13 protein-coding genes are annotated in these 19491 nt (G+C 50.8%); 10 read left to right on the top strand and 3 right to left on the bottom strand.

Going from position 1 to position 19491, the window contains the following annotated elements:
- The first annotated feature begins 24 nt into the window (after positions 1-24).
- Together BLQ16_RS01225 and BLQ16_RS01220 are read left to right on the top strand one after the other, a co-directional pair.
- Positions 25-3384, top strand: a complete 3360-nt coding sequence (locus BLQ16_RS01225) for a PD-(D/E)XK nuclease family protein (RefSeq protein WP_091790928.1) — start codon at positions 25-27, stop codon at positions 3382-3384.
- The gene (locus tag BLQ16_RS01220; protein ID WP_091790927.1) at positions 3381-6809 is read left to right on the top strand and encodes a UvrD-helicase domain-containing protein; all 3429 of its coding nucleotides are present in this window, start codon (positions 3381-3383) and stop codon (positions 6807-6809) included. The genes BLQ16_RS01225 and BLQ16_RS01220 overlap by 4 nt, the downstream gene beginning before the upstream one ends.
- A gap of 7 nt (positions 6810-6816) precedes the next feature.
- On the opposite strand, the gene BLQ16_RS01215 is transcribed toward BLQ16_RS01220, so the two are convergent.
- Complete coding sequence (locus BLQ16_RS01215) at positions 6817-7980, bottom strand: nucleotidyltransferase family protein (RefSeq protein ID WP_091790926.1); 1164 nt, start codon at positions 7978-7980, stop codon at positions 6817-6819.
- A gap of 273 nt (positions 7981-8253) precedes the next feature.
- Here BLQ16_RS01215 and BLQ16_RS01210 point away from each other — a divergent pair, with 273 nt between their 5' ends.
- Genes BLQ16_RS01210 through BLQ16_RS01195 form a run of 4 tightly spaced genes read left to right on the top strand, consistent with a single transcriptional unit; the run spans position 8254 to position 11602 of the window.
- Positions 8254-8793, top strand: coding sequence for a YceD family protein (locus BLQ16_RS01210; protein ID WP_200781851.1), 540 nt, complete (start codon positions 8254-8256; stop codon positions 8791-8793).
- Entirely contained in the window at positions 8794-9006 is a 213-nt protein-coding gene (gene rpmF, locus BLQ16_RS01205; protein ID WP_091790925.1) for a 50S ribosomal protein L32, read from the top strand.
- A 59-nt stretch (positions 9007-9065) separates the two neighbouring features.
- A complete protein-coding gene (typA, locus tag BLQ16_RS01200) occupies positions 9066-10889 on the top strand; it encodes a translational GTPase TypA (protein WP_091790924.1) in 1824 nt (607 codons plus the stop codon).
- Between the two features lie 29 nt (positions 10890-10918).
- Positions 10919-11602 (top strand): class I SAM-dependent methyltransferase, encoded by a 684-nt coding sequence (locus BLQ16_RS01195; protein WP_159427929.1) that lies wholly within the window; start codon positions 10919-10921, stop codon positions 11600-11602.
- A 245-nt stretch (positions 11603-11847) separates the two neighbouring features.
- On the opposite strand, the gene BLQ16_RS01190 is transcribed toward BLQ16_RS01195, so the two are convergent.
- Entirely contained in the window at positions 11848-13518 is a 1671-nt protein-coding gene (locus BLQ16_RS01190; RefSeq protein WP_091790922.1) for a (Fe-S)-binding protein, read from the bottom strand.
- Positions 13519-13558: 40 nt separating this feature from the next.
- On the bottom strand, positions 13559-14443 hold the full coding sequence (locus BLQ16_RS01185) for a respiratory nitrate reductase subunit gamma (RefSeq protein WP_091790921.1): 885 nt from the start codon (positions 14441-14443) through the stop codon (positions 13559-13561).
- 291 nt (positions 14444-14734) lie between these two features.
- Between BLQ16_RS01185 and BLQ16_RS01180 the strand changes: the two genes are divergently transcribed.
- The 4 genes from BLQ16_RS01180 to BLQ16_RS09615 all read left to right on the top strand — a co-directional run bounded on the left by BLQ16_RS01180 (position 14735) and on the right by BLQ16_RS09615 (position 19481).
- A complete protein-coding gene (locus BLQ16_RS01180; protein WP_159427928.1) occupies positions 14735-16438 on the top strand; it encodes an FAD-dependent oxidoreductase in 1704 nt (567 codons plus the stop codon).
- A 135-nt stretch (positions 16439-16573) separates the two neighbouring features.
- Entirely contained in the window at positions 16574-18064 is a 1491-nt protein-coding gene (locus BLQ16_RS01175; protein WP_242868924.1) for a DEAD/DEAH box helicase, read from the top strand.
- Positions 18065-18085: 21 nt separating this feature from the next.
- Entirely contained in the window at positions 18086-19333 is a 1248-nt protein-coding gene (gene thiI, locus BLQ16_RS01170; protein WP_091790918.1) for a tRNA uracil 4-sulfurtransferase ThiI, read from the top strand.
- Positions 19326-19481 carry a hypothetical protein gene (locus BLQ16_RS09615; RefSeq protein ID WP_159427927.1) on the top strand — a complete coding sequence of 52 codons (156 nt, stop codon included), beginning with the start codon at positions 19326-19328 and terminating at the stop codon, positions 19479-19481. Before thiI ends, BLQ16_RS09615 begins: the two co-directional genes overlap by 8 nt.
- The last annotated feature ends 10 nt before the right edge of the window (positions 19482-19491 follow it).

The following is a 19491-nucleotide window of genomic DNA, read 5'->3' as shown; positions in this document are numbered from 1 at the left end:
ATTTTTTGTAGACAGGAGGAAGCCATGGAGCTATTCGTCGCCCCTCATGAACAAATGGCCCACGATGCGGTGATGGAAGCCTTGCGAGGGCATCATGAACGCCGGGAACAGGCTTATTTGCTGGTGCCGGAGCAGTTTACCCTGCAAAGCGATATTCACCTGTTGGAAGCCCTGGAGGTCAATGCGGTGATGGACATTAAGGTCAAAAGCTTTGCGTCATTGGCCAGAGAAGTGCTGGGACGGATTGAGGGAGCCAGCCGGACTTTTGTTGGGCGTGCTGCCCGAGAACTTGTTTTTTACCAGGCGATTGCCGAAGAAAATGAGAATTTAGCGATTTACAAAAATGCGCATTTGCAAAGCGGCGTCTTGACCGCCATTAGCGATTCGGTAGCGACCTTGCACGCGGCCGGAATTAGTGCTGAGGGGCTATCGGCCTTGGCTGATCGGGAAGACCTGCCCTCTGAATTACGGCGCAAATGTGTTGAACTGGGACGAATACAGCAGCGCTACGAGACCCTCCTGGGCGATCGCTACCAGGATGTGGAAGCGCGCTTACAAACGCTATTAGAAGTGGTGCCAAAGGCGACCTATCTGCGCAAGGTGCATCTTTATTTTGATGCCTTTCAAAGCATGTCGCCATTGGAATTGGCGATAGTTGAGGCCTTAAACCAATTGGGGGTTGCCGTGCATGTGGTTGTGACCCTGCCTTATGGGGCCGCTTATGCGACGGAAATGCCGGCAGCCGTTGGTGAACACGAGGCCTATGCCGGGAGTTGGGCTTTTTTAACCGCACTTAGAAAAATTGCCGGCGCCTCTTTGCGCATCAGGGAAGTACATGCAGCTGAGGCGGTTTTACCGGACTTGGCCGCTGTGGCGCAAGGGGTTTTTAACCAGGTCAAAACGCCCCCGCTGCCGTCTGCCCCGCACTTGCGGCTCATGCAGTCGCCCAGCACAGAAATTGAAGTGGAAGCGGTGGCTGCGCTTTTACGGAAGCGGGTTGTTGACGATGGACTGCGCTGGCGGGATATTACGGTATCCGTGACCCGACCGGAAGCCTACTTTCCCTTGATTCGACGGATTTTTGCAGCCCATGGCATTCCGGTCTTTATTGACCAAAAACGATACATTACTGAAAATCCCTTGCTGCAATCCGTTTTTGCCGCCATTGCCATGGTGGAGCACCAGTTTCGTCCGGAAGATGTTTTTGCCTATTTGAAAGGCGGTCTATCCGCCATTGACGGCGAGGCCTTACAAAGCCTTGAGCGGCATGCTACGGCCAGAAAATTGCGCGGTAATTTATTCTTTAAGGAAAGCAGTTACGTGGTCGATGAGGCCCGTTTTCATTCGGCAGAAGGGCTGGCCATGGCCTGTGAAGATGCGCGTCTGGCCCAAGAAGGGGCGCGGGTTCTGAAGGCCGAACTGGAAGATTTTTACCTTTCCTGCCGGAAAGTAGAAACGGTGCGTCATTTTTCAACGGCATTTTACCACTTCATCACCCGACCGGAGTGGACGGAAGGCTGGCACCACTTGCAAGCGGAGATTGGTGCCTGGCCGGATGAAGCCTTGGTACAGGAAAACGAACAAATTGTAGAGGCGATAATCGGTCTTTTGGAGCAGCTGGTGACGGCGCTGGGTGACCGGACCATGCCATTTAAAGAATATGCCCGTCTCTTGAGAGAGGGGCTTGAAAAAATTTCAATTGGGATTATCCCACCGGCTCAGGACCAGGTCCTGGTTGGGGCCTTAGGGCGCACACGGACCAGTCGCGCGCCGGTTCAGCTGATTCTGGGTTTATCGGATGCCTGGTATCCGGCGCAATCACCTGAAACGGGGATCTTTGATGCCCTTGATCAAGCTGCTTTGAAGGAGGTGGGCCTTGCCCTTGGCCGGACGGCAGAAGAAACCGCCGGTGAAGAAGCCATGGCGCTCTTCCAGGCCTTTACCCGCCCCACTGAACGCTTGGTCTTATCTTGGCCGGGATCGGATGCGGGCGGACAAACAATGAACCGGTCACGGCTTATTCGACGGGTGGAAGAAGCGGTGGAGGATGGACAGGTGATTGGGGCCTACGCCCTCTTGGAGCGGTTGAAAAGTTACAGTGAACCGATTGCCCTGCGCTGGACCTTGAAAAACCTGCAAAAGCTGTCAGACGGTACCGCGGTGAGCGACAGCGAAAAGCGGACATTAGGGACGTATTACCGGTATTTCATGCAAGAAAATGGGCCGCGTCGTTATTTTTTGCAGACGGGGATGGGCTATACCAATCGTCGGCCACCCCTGGCAGGCCACTTAGGCGAACGTCTCTATCCGGCCTTGACGCGTGGGCGTGCAAGTGTTTCTGAGCTGGAATCCATGTGCGCCTGCCCCTACCAGCATTTTATCCGCTATGGGATTCGGCCTCATGAAGAAGATCGCCTGGAAATGCAATACCGTGAGATCGGTACCTTGATTCATGCCGCCTTGAAAGAGTTAACCCAGGTCTATAGCAGCAAATTAAAAACGGATAGCCCCTTAAATGAGGCGGAGGTTATTCCGCTGATCCGGGCGGCAGTGGCTCGAGAAACCGACCAGGTAATCGGCAAAAATCGTGCGCAGAACGGACGCAACCAAGTATTCGCTAAACGCTTGAAAGGCCATATGGAGCGGTCTGCCCTGCAGATTTTTCGACAATTGGAAGCAGGTGATTTTAAGCCGATTGGTCAAGAAGTGCGCTTTGGTAAAAATCAAGCGCTTCCGGAAATTATTTTAGATACAGGCGTTGAGACCATTCGCTTGGAGGGCATTATTGACCGGATTGATGCTGCTGATGATGCGGTGCGGGTTATTGACTATAAGACCGGTAGTAAAAGCTTTGATCCGGATGCGGTTGCCGGTGGCTTGCAGTTGCAGCTCTTGCTGTATTTGCGGGCGGCCTTGGCCTCCGGAGCTTGGGATAAAGCCGGCGGTATTTTTTATTTGCGCGTCAAAGACCTGCTGATTCCAAATGAAAATGACGATCCGAGCGATATTGCCAATGCGATTGTACAGGCTCTGATGCTGGATGGCCTGGTGATTGATGACCCGGCCATCTTGGAGAAAATGGACCCGGGCGTCACCGAGTCGGCCGGGACGGTGTTGCGCTTGCGCGGACGCAGCAAGGCTATTTCGCAGAAAAATAATGTCATTGCAGAGGAAGCGTTTGATGACATGATGCGGTATGCGGAAGACATGGCGAACTGCGCTGCGCAAAACGCCTTGGCCGGCTACATTGCTAACGAGCCCATGGTCATTGGCAACCAATCTTCTTGCCATTTTTGCCGCTATCAGGGCATCTGTCGATTTGAGCCGGGTATGCCGGAGAGAACCGCCTCAGCAGAGGATATTCCGAAGGGAGGGACACGATGAAACGGACGGCAGCTCAAGAAAAAGCAGTTTATTTACGCAATCAGGATATTTTGGTGTCAGCGGCCGCCGGCAGCGGAAAAACGCGGGTCCTCATTGACCGCATTGTTGCCATGGTATCTGAAGAGCATATTTCACTGGAAGAAATGCTGGTGGTCACCTTTACCCGTGCAGCCGCCGGTGAATTAAAGGATCGGCTGGCAAAAGGCTTGGAAGATGCGCTCCAGCTGGCGATGGCGGCTGGAGATCAGGAGCGGATCAAATTTTTACGGCACCAGCTAACGGCACTCCCCCAAGCCAATGTCAGCACCCTGCATGCTTTTTGTGCCAAAATGCTGCGGCGTTACTTTCAAGCGGCCGGTGTAGAACCGAATTTTCGCGTTTTGCAAAGTGCGCCGGCCGGCAAATTGCTGAACGAAGCCTTGACCGATGTTTTTGATGCGGCGTATGAAAGTGGGGAGGACCAGTTTAGCGATTTGATTTGGGCTTACGGGACAGCCAATGACGATGCGAATGTACGCCGGCTGGTTACCCGCTTGCTGCAAGCTGCACGGGCGCATCCTGTGCCCTCGGCCTGGCTGGACCAATTGGGTCAGGAGGCCCCTGAAGTGCTGCCGGAGGCTGTTACAAGCGCCTTTCAACAAGTGCTGGAAGCAACGGCCGAGCAGATGATGGCGGCATTGGAGAGTATGGCCCGCTTGTTGGAATCGCCGGAAGCGGAAAGGCTCAGTCCCTATCGGGATACGGTGGTGGAGGATCAGGGCTTGGTCACGGCGGTTGACCAGGCCGCTTGCCTGCAAGTGCCGGAGGCCTTGGCCCTTTTAACCGATTTACAGCCGGCGCGGTTAAAAGCTGTGCGGTTAAAGAAGGAGGATGACGAGGCGGTCCGTGACCTTCAGGAGACCTTTAAGCGGTTGCGCGAAAGTGGCATTAAGGCCCCGCTGACCCATTTGCGTAAGCTCTTGCCGGCCGGTGGCATGGCCCAAGTCATTGCAGACAGGCAGGGCACTTTACCGCGTTTATATGCCCTGGGCCAATTAACAAAGGCGGTTATGGAGCGGTATGAGGCTCTAAAAGCAGAGAAAAACAGCTTAGATTTTGCCGATCTAGAGACGCGATTTTTGGCCTTGCTGGCGGATGACGAGAGCCAGGCAATGATTCGCCGGGAGACGGCCTATATTTTCTTTGATGAATACCAGGATGCCAATCAAATACAGGAGGAAATTATCAAGGCCTTGGCCACCCCACGCCAGCTTTTCTTTGTCGGCGATGTCAAGCAGGCCATCTATCGCTTTCGTCAGTCTGATCCGGCTTTGTTTTTGGCGCGTTACCATGCCTACGAGGGCAGGGAGCAGGGGGACCAAGCCCTAATTCACCTATCGGAAAATTTCCGGTCCCAGCCGCGTATCTTACACGCCTGTAACGCTGTTTTTCAGCCCTTAATGACGTCGGCCTTGGGCGACATTGACTATTCTGCACCGGGGCAGGCCCTGGTTCCCGGACAAGAGCCATCAGAGGCCGATTGCCCTGCAGAATTTGTCTGGCTGGCGGATGATCAAGTACCGCAAGACGCGTCCCCCCACTATGCTGAAGGCCGCTGGATTGCTGACCGGATCCGGCGGCTGGTGGCGGAAGAAGGTAAACATTATCGGGATATGGCGGTCTTAATGCGGACGCCCCGCACCCATTTGGCAGAATATGAACAGGCCTTTAATGACGCGGAAGTGCCCTACTACTCGGAGAACAGCCTGGTCGGGTTTGAAAACATGGAAGTTAGGCTTTTTCTGGACATGCTGCGTGTTATCGACAACGACAGCTATGATGAACCCTTGCTGGCGGTGCTTGTATCACCCTTTGGAGGGTGTAGCGATGATGACCTGGCCAACATTCGCCTGCAAGAGCCGGAAGGCCGGTTTTCTGCCGCTGCCCGTTGGGTGGCTGCTGAGGGAGAAGGACCTACGGCAAATAAACTGCAGCTTTTTTATGATCGACTGAGCCGCTATCGCTTGCGGTTGAAAATGATTTCACCGGATCTTTTTGCTGAAGAATTGCTCCAATCGTCCGGCTACGGGGATTTTCTTCAGGCCATGCCGCATGGCGCCGAGCGTTACGCCAATGTATGCGCCTTGATTGATTTAATGCGGACTTATGGAGACTTTTCGCATGCCGGACTGGATGGCTTCTTGCGCCATGTCGAAGAAATAAAAAAAGCGCCCGGTGACAGCTTGCAACCGGCGGTTGCCCTGACCGAGCAAGATGACTGTGTGCGCATCATGAGCATTCATAAGAGCAAGGGGCTGGGGTTTGATACGGTATTCCTAGCAGACCTATATCACCGCTTCAATATGCGGGATACCAGTGAGGCGCTGTTGGTTCACCCCAGCTTGGGCTGTGCCCTGGATGTGGTCCAACTGGACAAGCATACCGTGCGGCCGTCATTTGAAAAGAAACTCAGCGCTTTTCACATGCGGCGGGAAAATATCAGCGAAGAGGTTCGGCTTTTGTATGTGGCAATGACCCGGGCCATCAAGCGCTTGTTTCTGGTCGGCAGAATACCTGAAAAAGAAGTCCCGCCCCTTGGCGACGGGGCCCTGCCCTTTGCCCTGGCGGCCGGACGGTCTTACGGGGATTGGCTGTACACCTTGACAGAGGCGGGACTTCTGCCAACGGCAGATTTATGTATAAGGCACGAAGAAATTTCCTGGGAGGTGTCGGAGGGGGAAAGTCGGTTACAGCCGTCTGACTTGCCCTTTGATCCACAGGCACTCAAGGAATTGACCCGCCGCTTGGCTCAAGCTTATCCCTATGCGGAAGCAGCCGAAGAACCCTATAAAAAAACCGTCAGCCAGTTATCGGCGGAAAACCGACTGGTTGACGATGTGAGTGGGGCCTGGCCGACCTACTTTAAGGGCGCCTTGGCTAAAGAGCACCACCGACGCCCTGATTTTCTGGACGGGAAATGGCATTTTACCGCGCGAGAACAAGGGACCTTGCTCCACCGCGCAGTCCAGCTCTTGCCAAACCGGCCCTATACAGCCGAGCAGTTGACCCAGGCCTTGGAGGACTTGGTCCAGCGTGCGCTGATGACGGTTGATGAAGTCGCCGCCATTGAAAGACCCCTCCTGCTGGACTATTATGCAAGCGATACAGCGGCCGTTTTGCGGCAATATCAGGACAGCGTGGAACAGGAAGTGTCCTTCACCATGTTTTACGAGGATCATTTGATTGACGGTCAGATTGATTTAATTTATCGGGATGAGGCAGGTTACCATATTATTGATTTCAAAAGCGATCGGCAGGTTCAGCCTGAAGACTACCGGTTGCAATTGGAGCTTTATGCCAAGGCGCTAGCAGAGGCCCGCCGGGTACCCGTAATCAGTAAAAGCCTGTATTGGCTCCGCCATGGGGTGCGGACGGTGATTCAATAGGGGCAGGTTAGACCATGCGTGGCGGTTCATAATAGTCGCGCATGGGGCGCCGGTAGGCAGGGGCCGTCTGTAAGAGACGGGTGGCCTCCTGGCGCGCCACATCTGCCTGTAAGGCGGCCTGGGCTTTAGACGTCAGCTTTTTCCCGTCGCGGCCGGTATTGGTGACCAGCGGGGTAGAGGCTGTTTGTTGAATGGCTCGTAAACAGCGACGGCCCTCTGCATCGGCAGCCAGGACCCGTAAGTAAGGTACCTGAGCAGGGGTGGAAACCGGCAGTAAGAGCTGGAGGGCCGCCCGGGATAGGGTGGTCTCAAAAAGGTGACGGTCTAGGGCCGTATCCAGCCAGGCATCAAAGCTTTCTGCTGTCCTGGCTGCCCGACGCAGGCGTACCGCCATGCCCTCACTACAACCGGTTATGCGGCTAATTTCTGCCACAGGTAGATTGATAAGGCGCAACTGTAAGGCGGTATAAAAATCGGCCAGGTGCGGCCAAAGCCATCCATTTGTGGTGGCTTTTTTTAGTTGACTGGCGCTTTCCGCCGTTAAATAATTCGCCGGTAGACGGTTTTGCTGTAAGGCCTGGCGGATGGCCCGGGCCGACAAGGCACCGTCATGGCAGGTGTCCCGTTGGACGGCCAGGGCTGTCCAGTCGGTTGGGGCAAACCGGAGGTAGGATATGGCCAGGCGGTCATTGGGCCGATCTTGTAAGCCTCTGGCGCCACAGGCCATTTCAAGAGCCCCTTGTTGAGCGACGGCAAAGGGAGCGCCTTTGGCCAGGGCCGCTTTCAAGACCTGTTGGAAAGTGGCCGTCGGTCTTTGGAGCAGGGCCGCCATGTGGTTTAATTCTGGCAGGTTACCGGACTCACTACCAAAGGCCAAGTGGGTGACAAGGCCGGTGGCGGCCAATGTTTTCACCGCGCCGAAGCTAAAGGACTGCAAGGATGCGGTCGCCCAAGCGCTGTGCAATTCAAAAACCACATTCATTCCGGCAGCGACGGCTGCTTCAGCGCGCGCCCACTTGTCTAAAATAGCCGGTTCACCACGTTGCGTAAAGGGTCCGCTCATCACACAGACCAGCCGGGCTTCCGGAAGCTGTTCGCGCACAGCGGTTAATAAACGGTCGTGTCCCTTATGGAAGGGATTAAATTCCGCGATAATCCCACACACCTGCATGGTAGCCCCCCTAAAATTCACCTAACAGTATGGCAGCAGTTCATATGGATGATCATACCATCCGCAGGCGTCATCGGCAATAGCCCTGACCTTCCCCATGGGTAAACCGATCAGTTCTGGAAGAGAAAAAGAGTGAGGCTGCACCGTCAAGGCTTAGCCGATAAAAATAAGAAGAGAAAGGCCTGGAATAGCGGTGAAAACAATTGACAAGTGGTCCTCAGATGTCTATAATAGTACAAGTTGAACGCTGTCATCATTTTAGGAGGGAGCGCCATGCTGTCACTGAATTTGGCATCGGTTCGACCACAAGTACAATCCGATGTGCCGTTTCACTTTGAAGCGGCAGCTTTGCCTTTGTTACCTGCAGGCTACCATTTTGTCGATGGGCTTAAGGTTAGCGGCATTTTTCGTGTTGCCCAATACGAGATGCAAATGCTTGGCCATATGAGCGGGCACTTGGTGGTGCCCTGTGATCGGTGCTTGACACCGGTTCACATCAATGTGCAGGCAGATATTGATGAAAATTTGGTGTATGCCTTAGACATCCCCAATGTCATAAAACCGGGTGAAGAGATGGGTGACTTGGAAGAACGCTATTGGATTTATGACAAGACCATGTACGATTTTGAACCATTGCTGGTGAATACGCTTTTGCAAACCTTGCCGGTGACGGTTTTGTGCCGGGAGGATTGTAAAGGCTTGTGTCCCAAGTGTGGGCAAAATCTTAATCTGGGCGATTGTCAATGTGAAACCATTGAAATTGATCCGCGGTGGGCCAAATTGGCACAACTGCGAGACGGGGAGGTGGAATAAATGGGTGTCCAAAAAAGTAAACGATCCAAAGCCAGAAGAAACATCAAGCGCAGCGCTTGGTCTAAACTGAACGCTGTTTCCGCAATGACGTGTCCGAACTGTCATGAACCGAAATTACCCCACCATGTTTGCCCGTCTTGCGGTCATTATGATGGCCGTGTAGTCGGTGCCGAAAAAGTTCCGGCAACGACAGCTGCACAGGATGACGAATAAGCTACTCACCCGAACAGGTCTGCCTGGTCGGGTGTTTTTCTTTCAGGCTAGGAGGCCGTATGCGAGACGAAAATAACATTCGAAATATAGCCATCATTGCACACGTTGACCACGGGAAAACGACCTTAGTGGACCAACTTTTGCGTCAAAGCGGGACCTTTCGTGACAATGAAACCGTGGCCGAAAGAGTCATGGATAAAAATGATTTGGAGCGCGAAAAAGGCATTACCATTTTAGCAAAAAATACCTCCATTGATTATCAAGGCGTTCGCATGAACATTGTCGATACGCCGGGGCACGCTGATTTTGGTGGTGAAGTGGAACGCATCATGACCATGGTCGATGGCGTCATTTTGGTTGTGGATGCCTTTGAAGGCTGCATGCCCCAAACCCGGTTCGTGCTTAAAAAAGCCCTGGCGGCCAATCTGGTGCCGATTGTCATTATCAATAAAATGGATAAATCCTTTGTTCGACCGGCCGAGGTCTTGGATGAGGTATATGACTTGTTCATTGATCTGAATGCTAATGAAGAGCAACTTGATTTCCCTGTGCTGTACGCCGTTGGCGTTAAGGGCATTTGTGGAACGGAGCCGGATTTATCCGCAACAACAGACCTCAAGGCCTTGCTGGATCAAATCGTCACCACTATTCCGGCCCCGAAGGGCGATAGAAATGCCAGTTTGCAGGCTCAGGTCACACTGATGGATTATAACGAATACGTGGGCAAAATGGGGATTTGTACCATTAAGCGGGGTATGCTGCACCTTGGTGACTCGGTGGCGATTATGAACCGCCAAGGAGATGTTCGCCAAGTGCGTGTCAATAAATTGTACGGGTTTGACGGCTTAAAGCAGGTGGATATTGAAGAAGCCGGCGCCGGGGATATTGTGGCCATTGGTGGCCTGGGCGAGATTAATGTCGGTGAAACTATTTGCGATGTTAACCGCTTGGATCCCTTGCCCTTTATAGAAATAGAAGAACCAACGCTGGAAATGCGGTTCTTGATCAATAATTCGCCTTTTGCGGGACAAGACGGGGAACCGCTGACCAGTCGAAAACTTAGAGAACGGTTGCTGAAAGAGTGTGAAGCGGATATTGCCCTGCAAGTCAGCGACACCGATTCAGCGGATGCCTTCCGTGTGGCCGGCCGCGGCGAGCTGCATTTGGCCATTTTAATCGAAAAAATGCGCCGTGAAGGGCTGGAGTTTCAAGTTTCCATGCCGCAAGTTATCTATAAAGAAGTTGACGGTGTGAGATGCGAGCCCTTTGAATTTGTCACCTTGGATATTCCGGAAGACTACATTGGCGATGTGATGAATGAATTGAATCGCCGTCATGGCGTTATGCAGCAAATGATGCCGCGCGGCAGTGAAACCCGTCTTGAATTTATTGTACCGACACGCGGTTTGGTTGGCTTCCGGACCCAGTTCTTGACATTAACTCACGGCTATGGGATTATGAATGCAACCTATGAAGACCACCGTCCCTTTGCAGGGACTTTTACCACCCGGGATGGTGGCGTTCTGGTCGTTTTTGAAACCGGGGTTTCCACTGCTTACGGCCTGAAGGCTGCCGAAGAACGAGGCGAACTGTTTATCGGTCCGGGCGTGAACGTGTACGAGGGGATGGTCATCGGCGAAGCCAACCGTAGTCAAGATGTTCCCATCAATGTGTGCAAAACGAAAAAATTAACCAATACCCGTGCAGCCGGTAAAGACGATGCCATTCAATTAAAGGGTGCCCGAAGCATGTCCTTGGAAGAATGCATTGCCTTTTTGGCACAGGATGAATATCTGGAAGTCACGCCTCAGCATTTGCGCTTGAGAAAACGCTTTTTACGTCTGGCTGATCGCCAAAAGTACGCAAAACACGCAGATCAATAAGGCGGATAGGGGCAGAAAGGATGAGGTCAATGGCGGATTTTGCCGAAAAATCAAAGGAATATGATGCTTGGTATGAGACACCCCTTGGACGGTTTGTAGACGCCAGAGAGACGGAATGTGCCCTGTCCCTTCTGCCAGTGAAAATGGGGAAAAATATCCTGGATGTCGGCTGCGGGACAGGTCGATTTACTTTGAAAATGAGCCTTTTGGGCCACCGCATGACCGGCATTGACCTGTCAGCTGAAATGCTTGCCATTGCCCGGCAAAAGCTGAAATACGCCGGTTTAGCACCGCGACTTCATGAAATGGACATCACCAATATGGATTTTGCCAATGAGAGCTTTGACGGTGTTGTTTCTATGGCGCTTTTTGAATTTATCCAGGACAGTAAAAAAGCCTTGGATGAATGTTTTCGCGTGGTGCGGCCCGGCGGCTATATCATGATTGGCACTATTACCCGGGATTCCACTTGGGGAGCAGAGTACCTAACCCACATGCCTCGTGAAGATTCGGTTTTTCATGAGGCGGCCTTTAAAACCATGGAAGAAATGAAAGCCTTGGCGCCGGATTATTTGCTTGCGGCGCGGGAGTCGGTTTTTGTTCCCCCGAATGCCGGGCCGGAAGCCTTAACTTTGGAAAATGAGATGCGGTTAAGTCAAAGCGAAAGAGGGGCTTTTGCCTGCTTACTCTGGCAAAAACCGCCTGTTGTCTAAATAAAATCACCGGCCATATGCTTCGGTAAATGACCAACAGCGTTGGGCATAGATTATGCCGGCGCTGTTTTTTTGACAGGATTGCAGCTAGCGGGAAGGCTGCTCATATGACTTGTAAGGGGGAGCTGGCCAAGATAGGGCTAACCGCTAGGTGGGCATAAAAGAGCAAACCCAATAAAAATAACCGACCGCCAGTGAAGGCAGTCGGTTATTTTTATTGGACCAACTTGTCCATTTTAGCCATCTTACATCATGGAAAATTCATCGGCGTCATCGCGCATCCATTCGAAATAAGGTGTATCGAATTTTGTCATGGCGTTGACGACCAGTTCCACTAAGCCGGCATACTGGAAGTTATAGTTTTCAGTGAGACCCCAGTATTTGAGCATTTCGCGGAAAGTCCCCTTGCAGTTGGAGCAGGGAGCGCAAATGTATTTGACCAAATCTTTGTTGTAAATGTTCTCCGGTCCAAAAGCATCCAATACTTGTTTGAGTTTCATACGAGTAGAGATGTTTTCACGATAGGCCGGGAAGTTCATGCTGTTCATGATGGCAAAGCCGGAGCCACCGCCACAGCAGTAGTTGTCAACCCCGTGCGGGTACATTTCCATGAACCGGCCTTTTGGCACCACTGCGTTGATGATGTCACGCTGCGGTTGTACAACACCCATCTGGCGTACAAAGTTGCAAGGGTCATGTAGGGTGACGGCAAAATCATTGCGCATGGGATCCAGGTCATAGGTTCCGCCTAACACCAAATCGCGCAGCATAGGCAAGAAGCTTTCAACCGGTACCCGGTCTTTTGCTGGTGAGAAACGGTCGCTGACGACGCTGATGGCCTTGTGGGCATGACCACATTCGCCGACGACAATACGATTAACGCCAAGCTTTTTAGCGGCTTCGATTTGTTGCAGAGCGATGTCGCGGGCCATTTTGTCATCATACCAGATGCCGTAGTTGACGTTGTCATAGCCAATCATATCGCTGGAAAGAGTCCAGGACAAGCCGGCTTCGTTGAATAAAATTTCAAATGCCATGGGGTTTTCTGGCCAAGCCATATACTCGCCGGCGTTATGAATCAGAAGAATGTCAGCGCCTTTTTTATCAATAGGCACTTCATAGTTGTTGCCCGGGTAAAGGTCATTTAAGTCTTCATCCAAGAACTCAACAGTATCCAGGAAAGCGGCTCTGGTAATACCGGTAGAAGAACCGGTCCGCAATTGGATTTTAGCGCCGCGATCGTGAACCGGTTTCGGTGCGATATCCATTTCCTGAGAGAAGATTTTACGGATTTCTTTGGCCAAGGACCCATTGTCCAAAGCCAAGGGGCAGGCCTGGGCGCAACGGCGGCAAAGGTTGCAGCGGTAAGCGCTTTCTGCCAATCGCATAATGGTTTCCCAGTTCAAATCCACATCTGCGCCGGTGAATTTTGCCTTCCAGCGGCCCAATTTGCCTTTCGGCGGATTGATGTAGCCCTTGATGATGCGTCGCAAGACATCAATGCGGTAAGTCGGGCGATAAATTTCATTGCGGTCGGTTGCGACGAACAGGTGGCAGGCATCTGAGCAAGTATTGCATTTGGCGCAATATTCCATGGTCAAATCCAAGACCTGAATCATGCCCTTGTTGGCTTCATCATTGAGCAGTTTTTCAAGACCTTTTAAGAACTTATTGACCAGTTCATCCTCTTCTTCTTTGGTTTGTGGCCGTTTAAAGTCATCCAAAGCGATGAACCCGTCCAGGTCAGCATAATAGGTGTCACGCCATTCCGGTTTTGCTTCTTCAATTTCAGGCCAGGAGGCCGGATCTTCGAAGGGTGCCGGTAAAGGCATGAGGTGCTTTTTGTCGTTGACAGTGGTTAATTGTTCTCCACGGATACCCATATCGCGCGGGCGAATATGACGTCCATCTATCATTTAAAGTCCTCCAATCCTCTATAGTCCAAGGCAACAGTTTTTATTTTTCCTCATTTTTCGGAGCCGGATGATAGTGAGGGGCGGACCATTGCATATCCGGGCTCGGTTTGATGGATGCTTCATCAATGATGCGCTTTTCAACCTTGCTGCCGGGCGTATTCGGACGGTTGTCCCAAAGGACGCTATGGAAGGCAAAGTATTTTCCGGCATAATGGCTCATTTTGGTTAAAGGAATGTAAATTAAGAGCCCACAGAAAATCAGCACATGTACAACGGTGATTTTATTTAACCCCTTAATAGGTCTAAAATGAAACATATCGCTAAAGATTTGCTTGACATAGTTGAAACGGCAACCGTTGCTGACGAATGATGCCAACCCGGTCAGACCGCCTGCACCGAGAAAGGCTAAGTTGAAAAATTCTTGCGGTGTGGTGTAGTTGCGGAATTCATGATCAGTAATGCGCTTAAACAGAAGACCAATGGTGCCGACAGAAATCAAGACAGCACCGGCCACACCGGCAACGGTCAAGGCCAGGCCTAAGAGCATTGCTAAAACACCGGTAAAGGGCAGCAATACGGCTGCAGAAGCGATAACAATAGCGGCAATAATGCAGTAGATGCCCAAGTGAAGAGAATAAGAGACCCACCATAATTTCGGCTGCTTTTTAAAGAGCTTTTTAATAAAGAGCATTTCAGCCATCATGTCGAGAATTTCGCCACGATGGTTTTTAGCACGCGGTTTTTCATACCAACGTTGCTCTTCATAGTAGGAGCCGCCGTATTTGGCACGATCGGGATCTTCACCGGGGATGGGGTAAAGGTCTTGTCTGCCATGCATCGGTTTTTTGGCATAAAAACGGAATTTTTTCACAGATGCCGCAATGAAGAAGATGATGGCAAACCAACAGAGTAGGGTCAAGAACATTCTATACTACCTCCTTTTTTCTGAACGCCGAAAAATTTTGATTTATTTTCGGCTGAACATCAGCGCATTCGCTGTTTGTTCTAAATCTCACGAGTCTATCATATCAGATTTTTCTGCGCATTAGTACCAATTTTGACCGGCACTTGACAGAAGAGACATAGAAAATAGTAATCACACCTATTATCGATTATAATGCTGTATTTTTATGGCCTATCGAGTTTTCAAGGAAAGTCATGTACAATAGAAGCTAGAACTTATGAACCATAGAATAAATGATAAAGGAGAATGACCATGAGTGACGCTTTAAATGTTGTTGTCATCGGCGGGGTGGCTTGCGGGCCGAAAGCTGCAGCACGCCTGAAACGCTTAATGCCGGATGCCAAGGTAACCTTGGTGGAAAAAGGCGATTGGATTTCTTACGGTGGCTGTGGGCTGCCATATTATATTGGTGCGACGGTTAAAGAATTAAATGACCTGATGACCACCTCTTGGGATGCGGTCCGTACGCCGGAATTTATGAAGGCGACAAAAGACATTGATACCTTGCTCGGTTATGCTGCTACGGCAATTGACCGTAAGGCCAAAACCGTTACGGTTCAACATGTGGCAGACGGGACGGAGCAGGTCCTGCCCTATGATAAACTGGTTTTAGCGACAGGTTCCTACAATGCCAAACCGCCGATTAAAGGCCTGGACGGGAAGGGCGTTTTCCAGCTTAAATCCCCTCAAGACGGTCAAGATATCTTGAGCCATTTGAAAGGCGGTATCAGCCATGCGGTGATTATCGGCAGTGGCTTAATCGGCATGGAAATGATGGAAGCCTGCGCCAATTGGGGGCTGGAGGTCACCGTCATTGAAATGGAAGACCAAATCTTCCCGAAAATGCTGGATAAGGATATGGCTGCGGTCTTACAAGCCTATTTGGAATCGGAAGACATCAATATCTTGACCGGCACCGCTTTAAAGGAAGTCTTACTGGACGACAAGGGAGAAGTCCGCGGTGTGGTTACGGACGCAGGAGAATTGGAATGTGGACTGGTTTTGGTGTCCACCGGCGTGCGCAGCGATGTTGCCTTGGCCAAAGATGCCGGCCTGGAGATCGACGGCGGCATTGTGGTGAACGAATACTTGCAAACGAGCGACCCGGATATTTATGCTGGCGGGGACTGCGTCATGGTCAACCACCGGATTACCGGCAAACGCACTTTTGCACCGATGGGGTCAACGGCAAACAAACACGGCCGAATTATTGGCACAAATATTGCCCAAGGCAATACGCAAACCTTCCCGGGCGTACTGGGGACGAGTTTGGTGCAGCAATTTGATTGGACGGCCGGTAAGGTTGGTTTGACAGAAAAAGATGCTTTAGCCCAAGGCTTTGACGCCGTTACCTGCATTGTGCCAGGTCCGGACATTACGCATTTTATGCCGGGCAAAAAGCTCATTATGGTCAAAGTGGTTGCCGATAAAAAGACGGCCCGCATTTTAGGCGTTCAAATCATTGGCCCGGGTAATGTTGACAAACGGGTTGACACCATGGCAGGCGCCTTATCCGCCAATCCCCAGCTAACGGCTTACGATATGGCCAATATGGACCTGGCTTATGCCCCGCCCTACTCATCTGCTGTGGACAACCTTTTGACCAATGCCAATGTCATCCAAAACGTCATCGAAGGCAGAGCCAAACAAATCGATTTCTTTTCCTGCCTGGACCTCTTAGACCGTGACGATGTTATCTTTGTTGACCTGCGTTGTGATGATGAGGTCAACCAAATGGGCGCATTTAAAGCAAAACATCAAGCCCATATTCCCATTGAAGAATTGCGGGCACGTGCTGGTGAACTGCCGAAAGATAAGGAAATCATTCTTTTCTGCATCTTGTCAACACGTGGCTATGAAGCCCAGTTGATTTTAGAACATGCCGGATTTGATAAAGTACGCTTCTTGCAAGGCGGCATTTTCTTCTGGCCCTTCGATAAATTTATCAATGCATAAAAATAAAGTCGCCGGATGCGGAAAGTATCCGGCGACTTTTTGTCTAAAATAATACCATTAGCTCTTAAAATGTGGTATAATGTTTTTTTGTATTCTAATGCAACAATCGTTTTGATAAATGATTTGGAGGAAAATGTGAGTTTTACAATAGAAGAATTATCTGCCCCCTTAAAGCGTGCCATTGATGACATGGGGTTTGAATCGCTGACGCCAATCCAGGAGCAGGCCATCCCCATTGGTCTTTCAGGACAGGATTTAATTGGTCAGGCGCAAACGGGAACCGGGAAGACGACGGCCTTTGCTGTCCCTTTTCTGGAACGCATCACCGATGATGACACCATTCAAGTGCTCATTTTAACGCCGACGCGTGAACTGTGCATTCAAGTTGAAAAAGAAATCTATAAATTATCCCGGTATTTGCCCTTGCACTCATTGGCCATTTATGGCGGCCAGGATATTAATCGCCAAATTGCTTCTTTGAAAAACAGGCCGCAAATTATTGTTGCAACTCCGGGACGGTTGAAAGATCACTTGCGGAGACGCACCATTCGCTTGAGTGCCATAAAAGTGGTGATTCTTGATGAAGCGGATGAAATGTTGAACATGGGCTTTGTGGAAGATATTGAAGATATTCTCAAAAATTGTCCGGAAGAGCGTCAAACCATGATGTTTTCAGCCACCATGCGGCCTGAAATTAAACACATTGCGGAAACGTATATGAAGGACCCGGCAATGGTGACCATCAGCCGGGAAACATTGACGGTGCCGGCCATCGACCAGGAAGCCTTTATTGTCTATGAAGATAAAAAATTGCTACTTTTGTCGCGTCTTTTGGACATGATGCAACCAGACTTGGCCATGATCTTCGGGCGGACCAAGCGACGGGTGGATGAACTGACCCGTGCCTTGCAGCAATTAGGCTTTCGTGCAGATGGGTTACACGGTGATTTGAGCCAATATCAACGGGACCAAGTCATGCGCAAGTTCCGTGAAAAACGCATTGATATTTTAGTCGCAACGGATGTGGCCGCTCGTGGGTTGGATGTGCAGGGTGTGACCCATGTATTTAATTTTGATTTGCCACAAGATGCCGACAGCTATGTTCATCGCATCGGCCGTACCGGTCGTGCCGGCAATGACGGCTTGGCCATGTCTTTTGTCACGCCGAGGGAAAAAGACCACTTGGCCTACATTGAACGCACCATCAAGCAGACCATTGCCCGCTCACCGATTCCCAGTGATAAGGATACGCGGCAGGTGCGCAGAGCCAACCTGTATCAAGAAGTCGTAGAGGCTTTAGAGGCTGGTGGCAGTCAGCATTTAAGCGGTGTGGCACAGGATTTAATTGATATGTATGGCGCTGAAGAAGCGCTGATGGCAACCTTATCACTCATTACCGATGGCGAAGAAAGAGATACGGCCGCAAAACGCATTAATTTAACCGCAGAAAAGCCGATCTATAATAAAAATAAAAGCGGTAAAGGCGGAAAAAATTATAGCGGCAATCGCTCAAAAGGTCACCACGGTCGGAAGACCAGGTCTTATTACGGGAAAGATAAACGTAAAGACTCTTACAAGGGGAAAAATGATAAGCGGAAACAAGCCGCTCGACGCAAAAGTTCATAATGGAAAGGAGCCCCGGGTGTCATGAAATACGATCATATTTTAGTGCGATATGGTGAGTTGGGTCTGAAGGGTAAAAACCAAAAGCAATTTCTAAAAACGCTGGTCAACAATATGCGGCGTCAAGTGGAAAGAGAAATTGGAAAGCGACCTGACGTTATTCGCGAACAGGGGCGGCTATCCATTCCTTTGAAGGGTCAACCACCGCAGCCGTTTTATCCGGCTTTAGACCGTGTATTCGGTATTTCAACCTATAGCCCTGTCATGACCACCAGCCTTGATCCTGCAGACATTCAAGCTGCTGTATTGTCTGAATTGGCGCAGGTGCCACTGGAGGGCAAGACCTTTCGGGTAAGTGTCCGCCGTGCCAACAAGCGGTTTCCAATTCGGTCCATGGATTTTCAGCTGCAACTGGCAGAGGCCATTTTGGCCAAATATCCTCAACTGGTGCCCAATCTGACCAATTATGATTTGGAAATTTCCGTTGACATCCGCTTTGAACAGGCCCATATCTTTTTGGAAAAACGACCCGGTTTAGGCGGGTTGCCGTTGGGAACCGGTGGTCGTGCCGAACTGCTCTTGAGCGGCGGCATTGACAGTCCCGTTGCCGGATGGCTCATGATGCGCCGCGGTGTCGTTGTTGAGGGGCTGCATTTTCACAGCTATCCCTACACCTCTAAACAAGCAGAGGAAAAAGTGCTTCATTTGGCGGAAAAAATGGCCGCCTACAGTGGCCATATTGACCTACACCTGGTGCCCTTTACCCCAATCCAAGAAGCCATCGGCGCCAATTGCCACAGCAATATTCGGATCACCTTGATGCGTCGCATTATGCTCCGTATTGCTGAACAGATTGCCGACTTGCGTCACGCCAAAGCCTTGGTAACGGGCGATAACATTGGACAAGTTGCCAGCCAAACCATTGAGAGCCTTTATGCCATTAATGAAGTAACCACCATGCCGGTCTTACGCCCGCTTTTAACTTATGACAAGGTGGATACCGTAAAAATTGCAAAAGCCATTGATACCTACGAAACATCGGTTTTGCCGTATGAAGACTGCTGTACCGTGTTCGTCCCAAAAGAGCCGAAGACCAAGCCCAAACGTCACGAATGTGCCCGTGAAGAAGGTCGTATAGAAGGCTTGGATGAGTTAATCCGGCAGGCCATTGAAGGTACAGAAACCGTGCGTTGCTTTGCCAACGGTAGCCAACCGCCCAAGCGCGCCAAATTGATGGATTTGATTGCAGCAAAGGATGAGGACAATGGGTAAGAATTTATATGAAACGCCGCGTGATAAGGACAAATGGAACCGCAATGTAGAGCCCCTGCATCCGGTTAAAAGTAACAATAAGACGTCACGGAGCAAGCGGTTGGAGCAATTAAAAGACCGCTTTGCCAAACAGCAGAAAAATAAATAAATTTTTGCCG

It is taken from the genome of Peptococcus niger (assembly GCF_900101835.1).
In the GTDB taxonomy this organism is placed as follows: domain Bacteria; phylum Bacillota; class Peptococcia; order Peptococcales; family Peptococcaceae; genus Peptococcus; species Peptococcus niger.
Note: the sequence above shows the minus strand (reverse complement) of the source record. Positions and strands in the feature narration are given on the sequence as shown.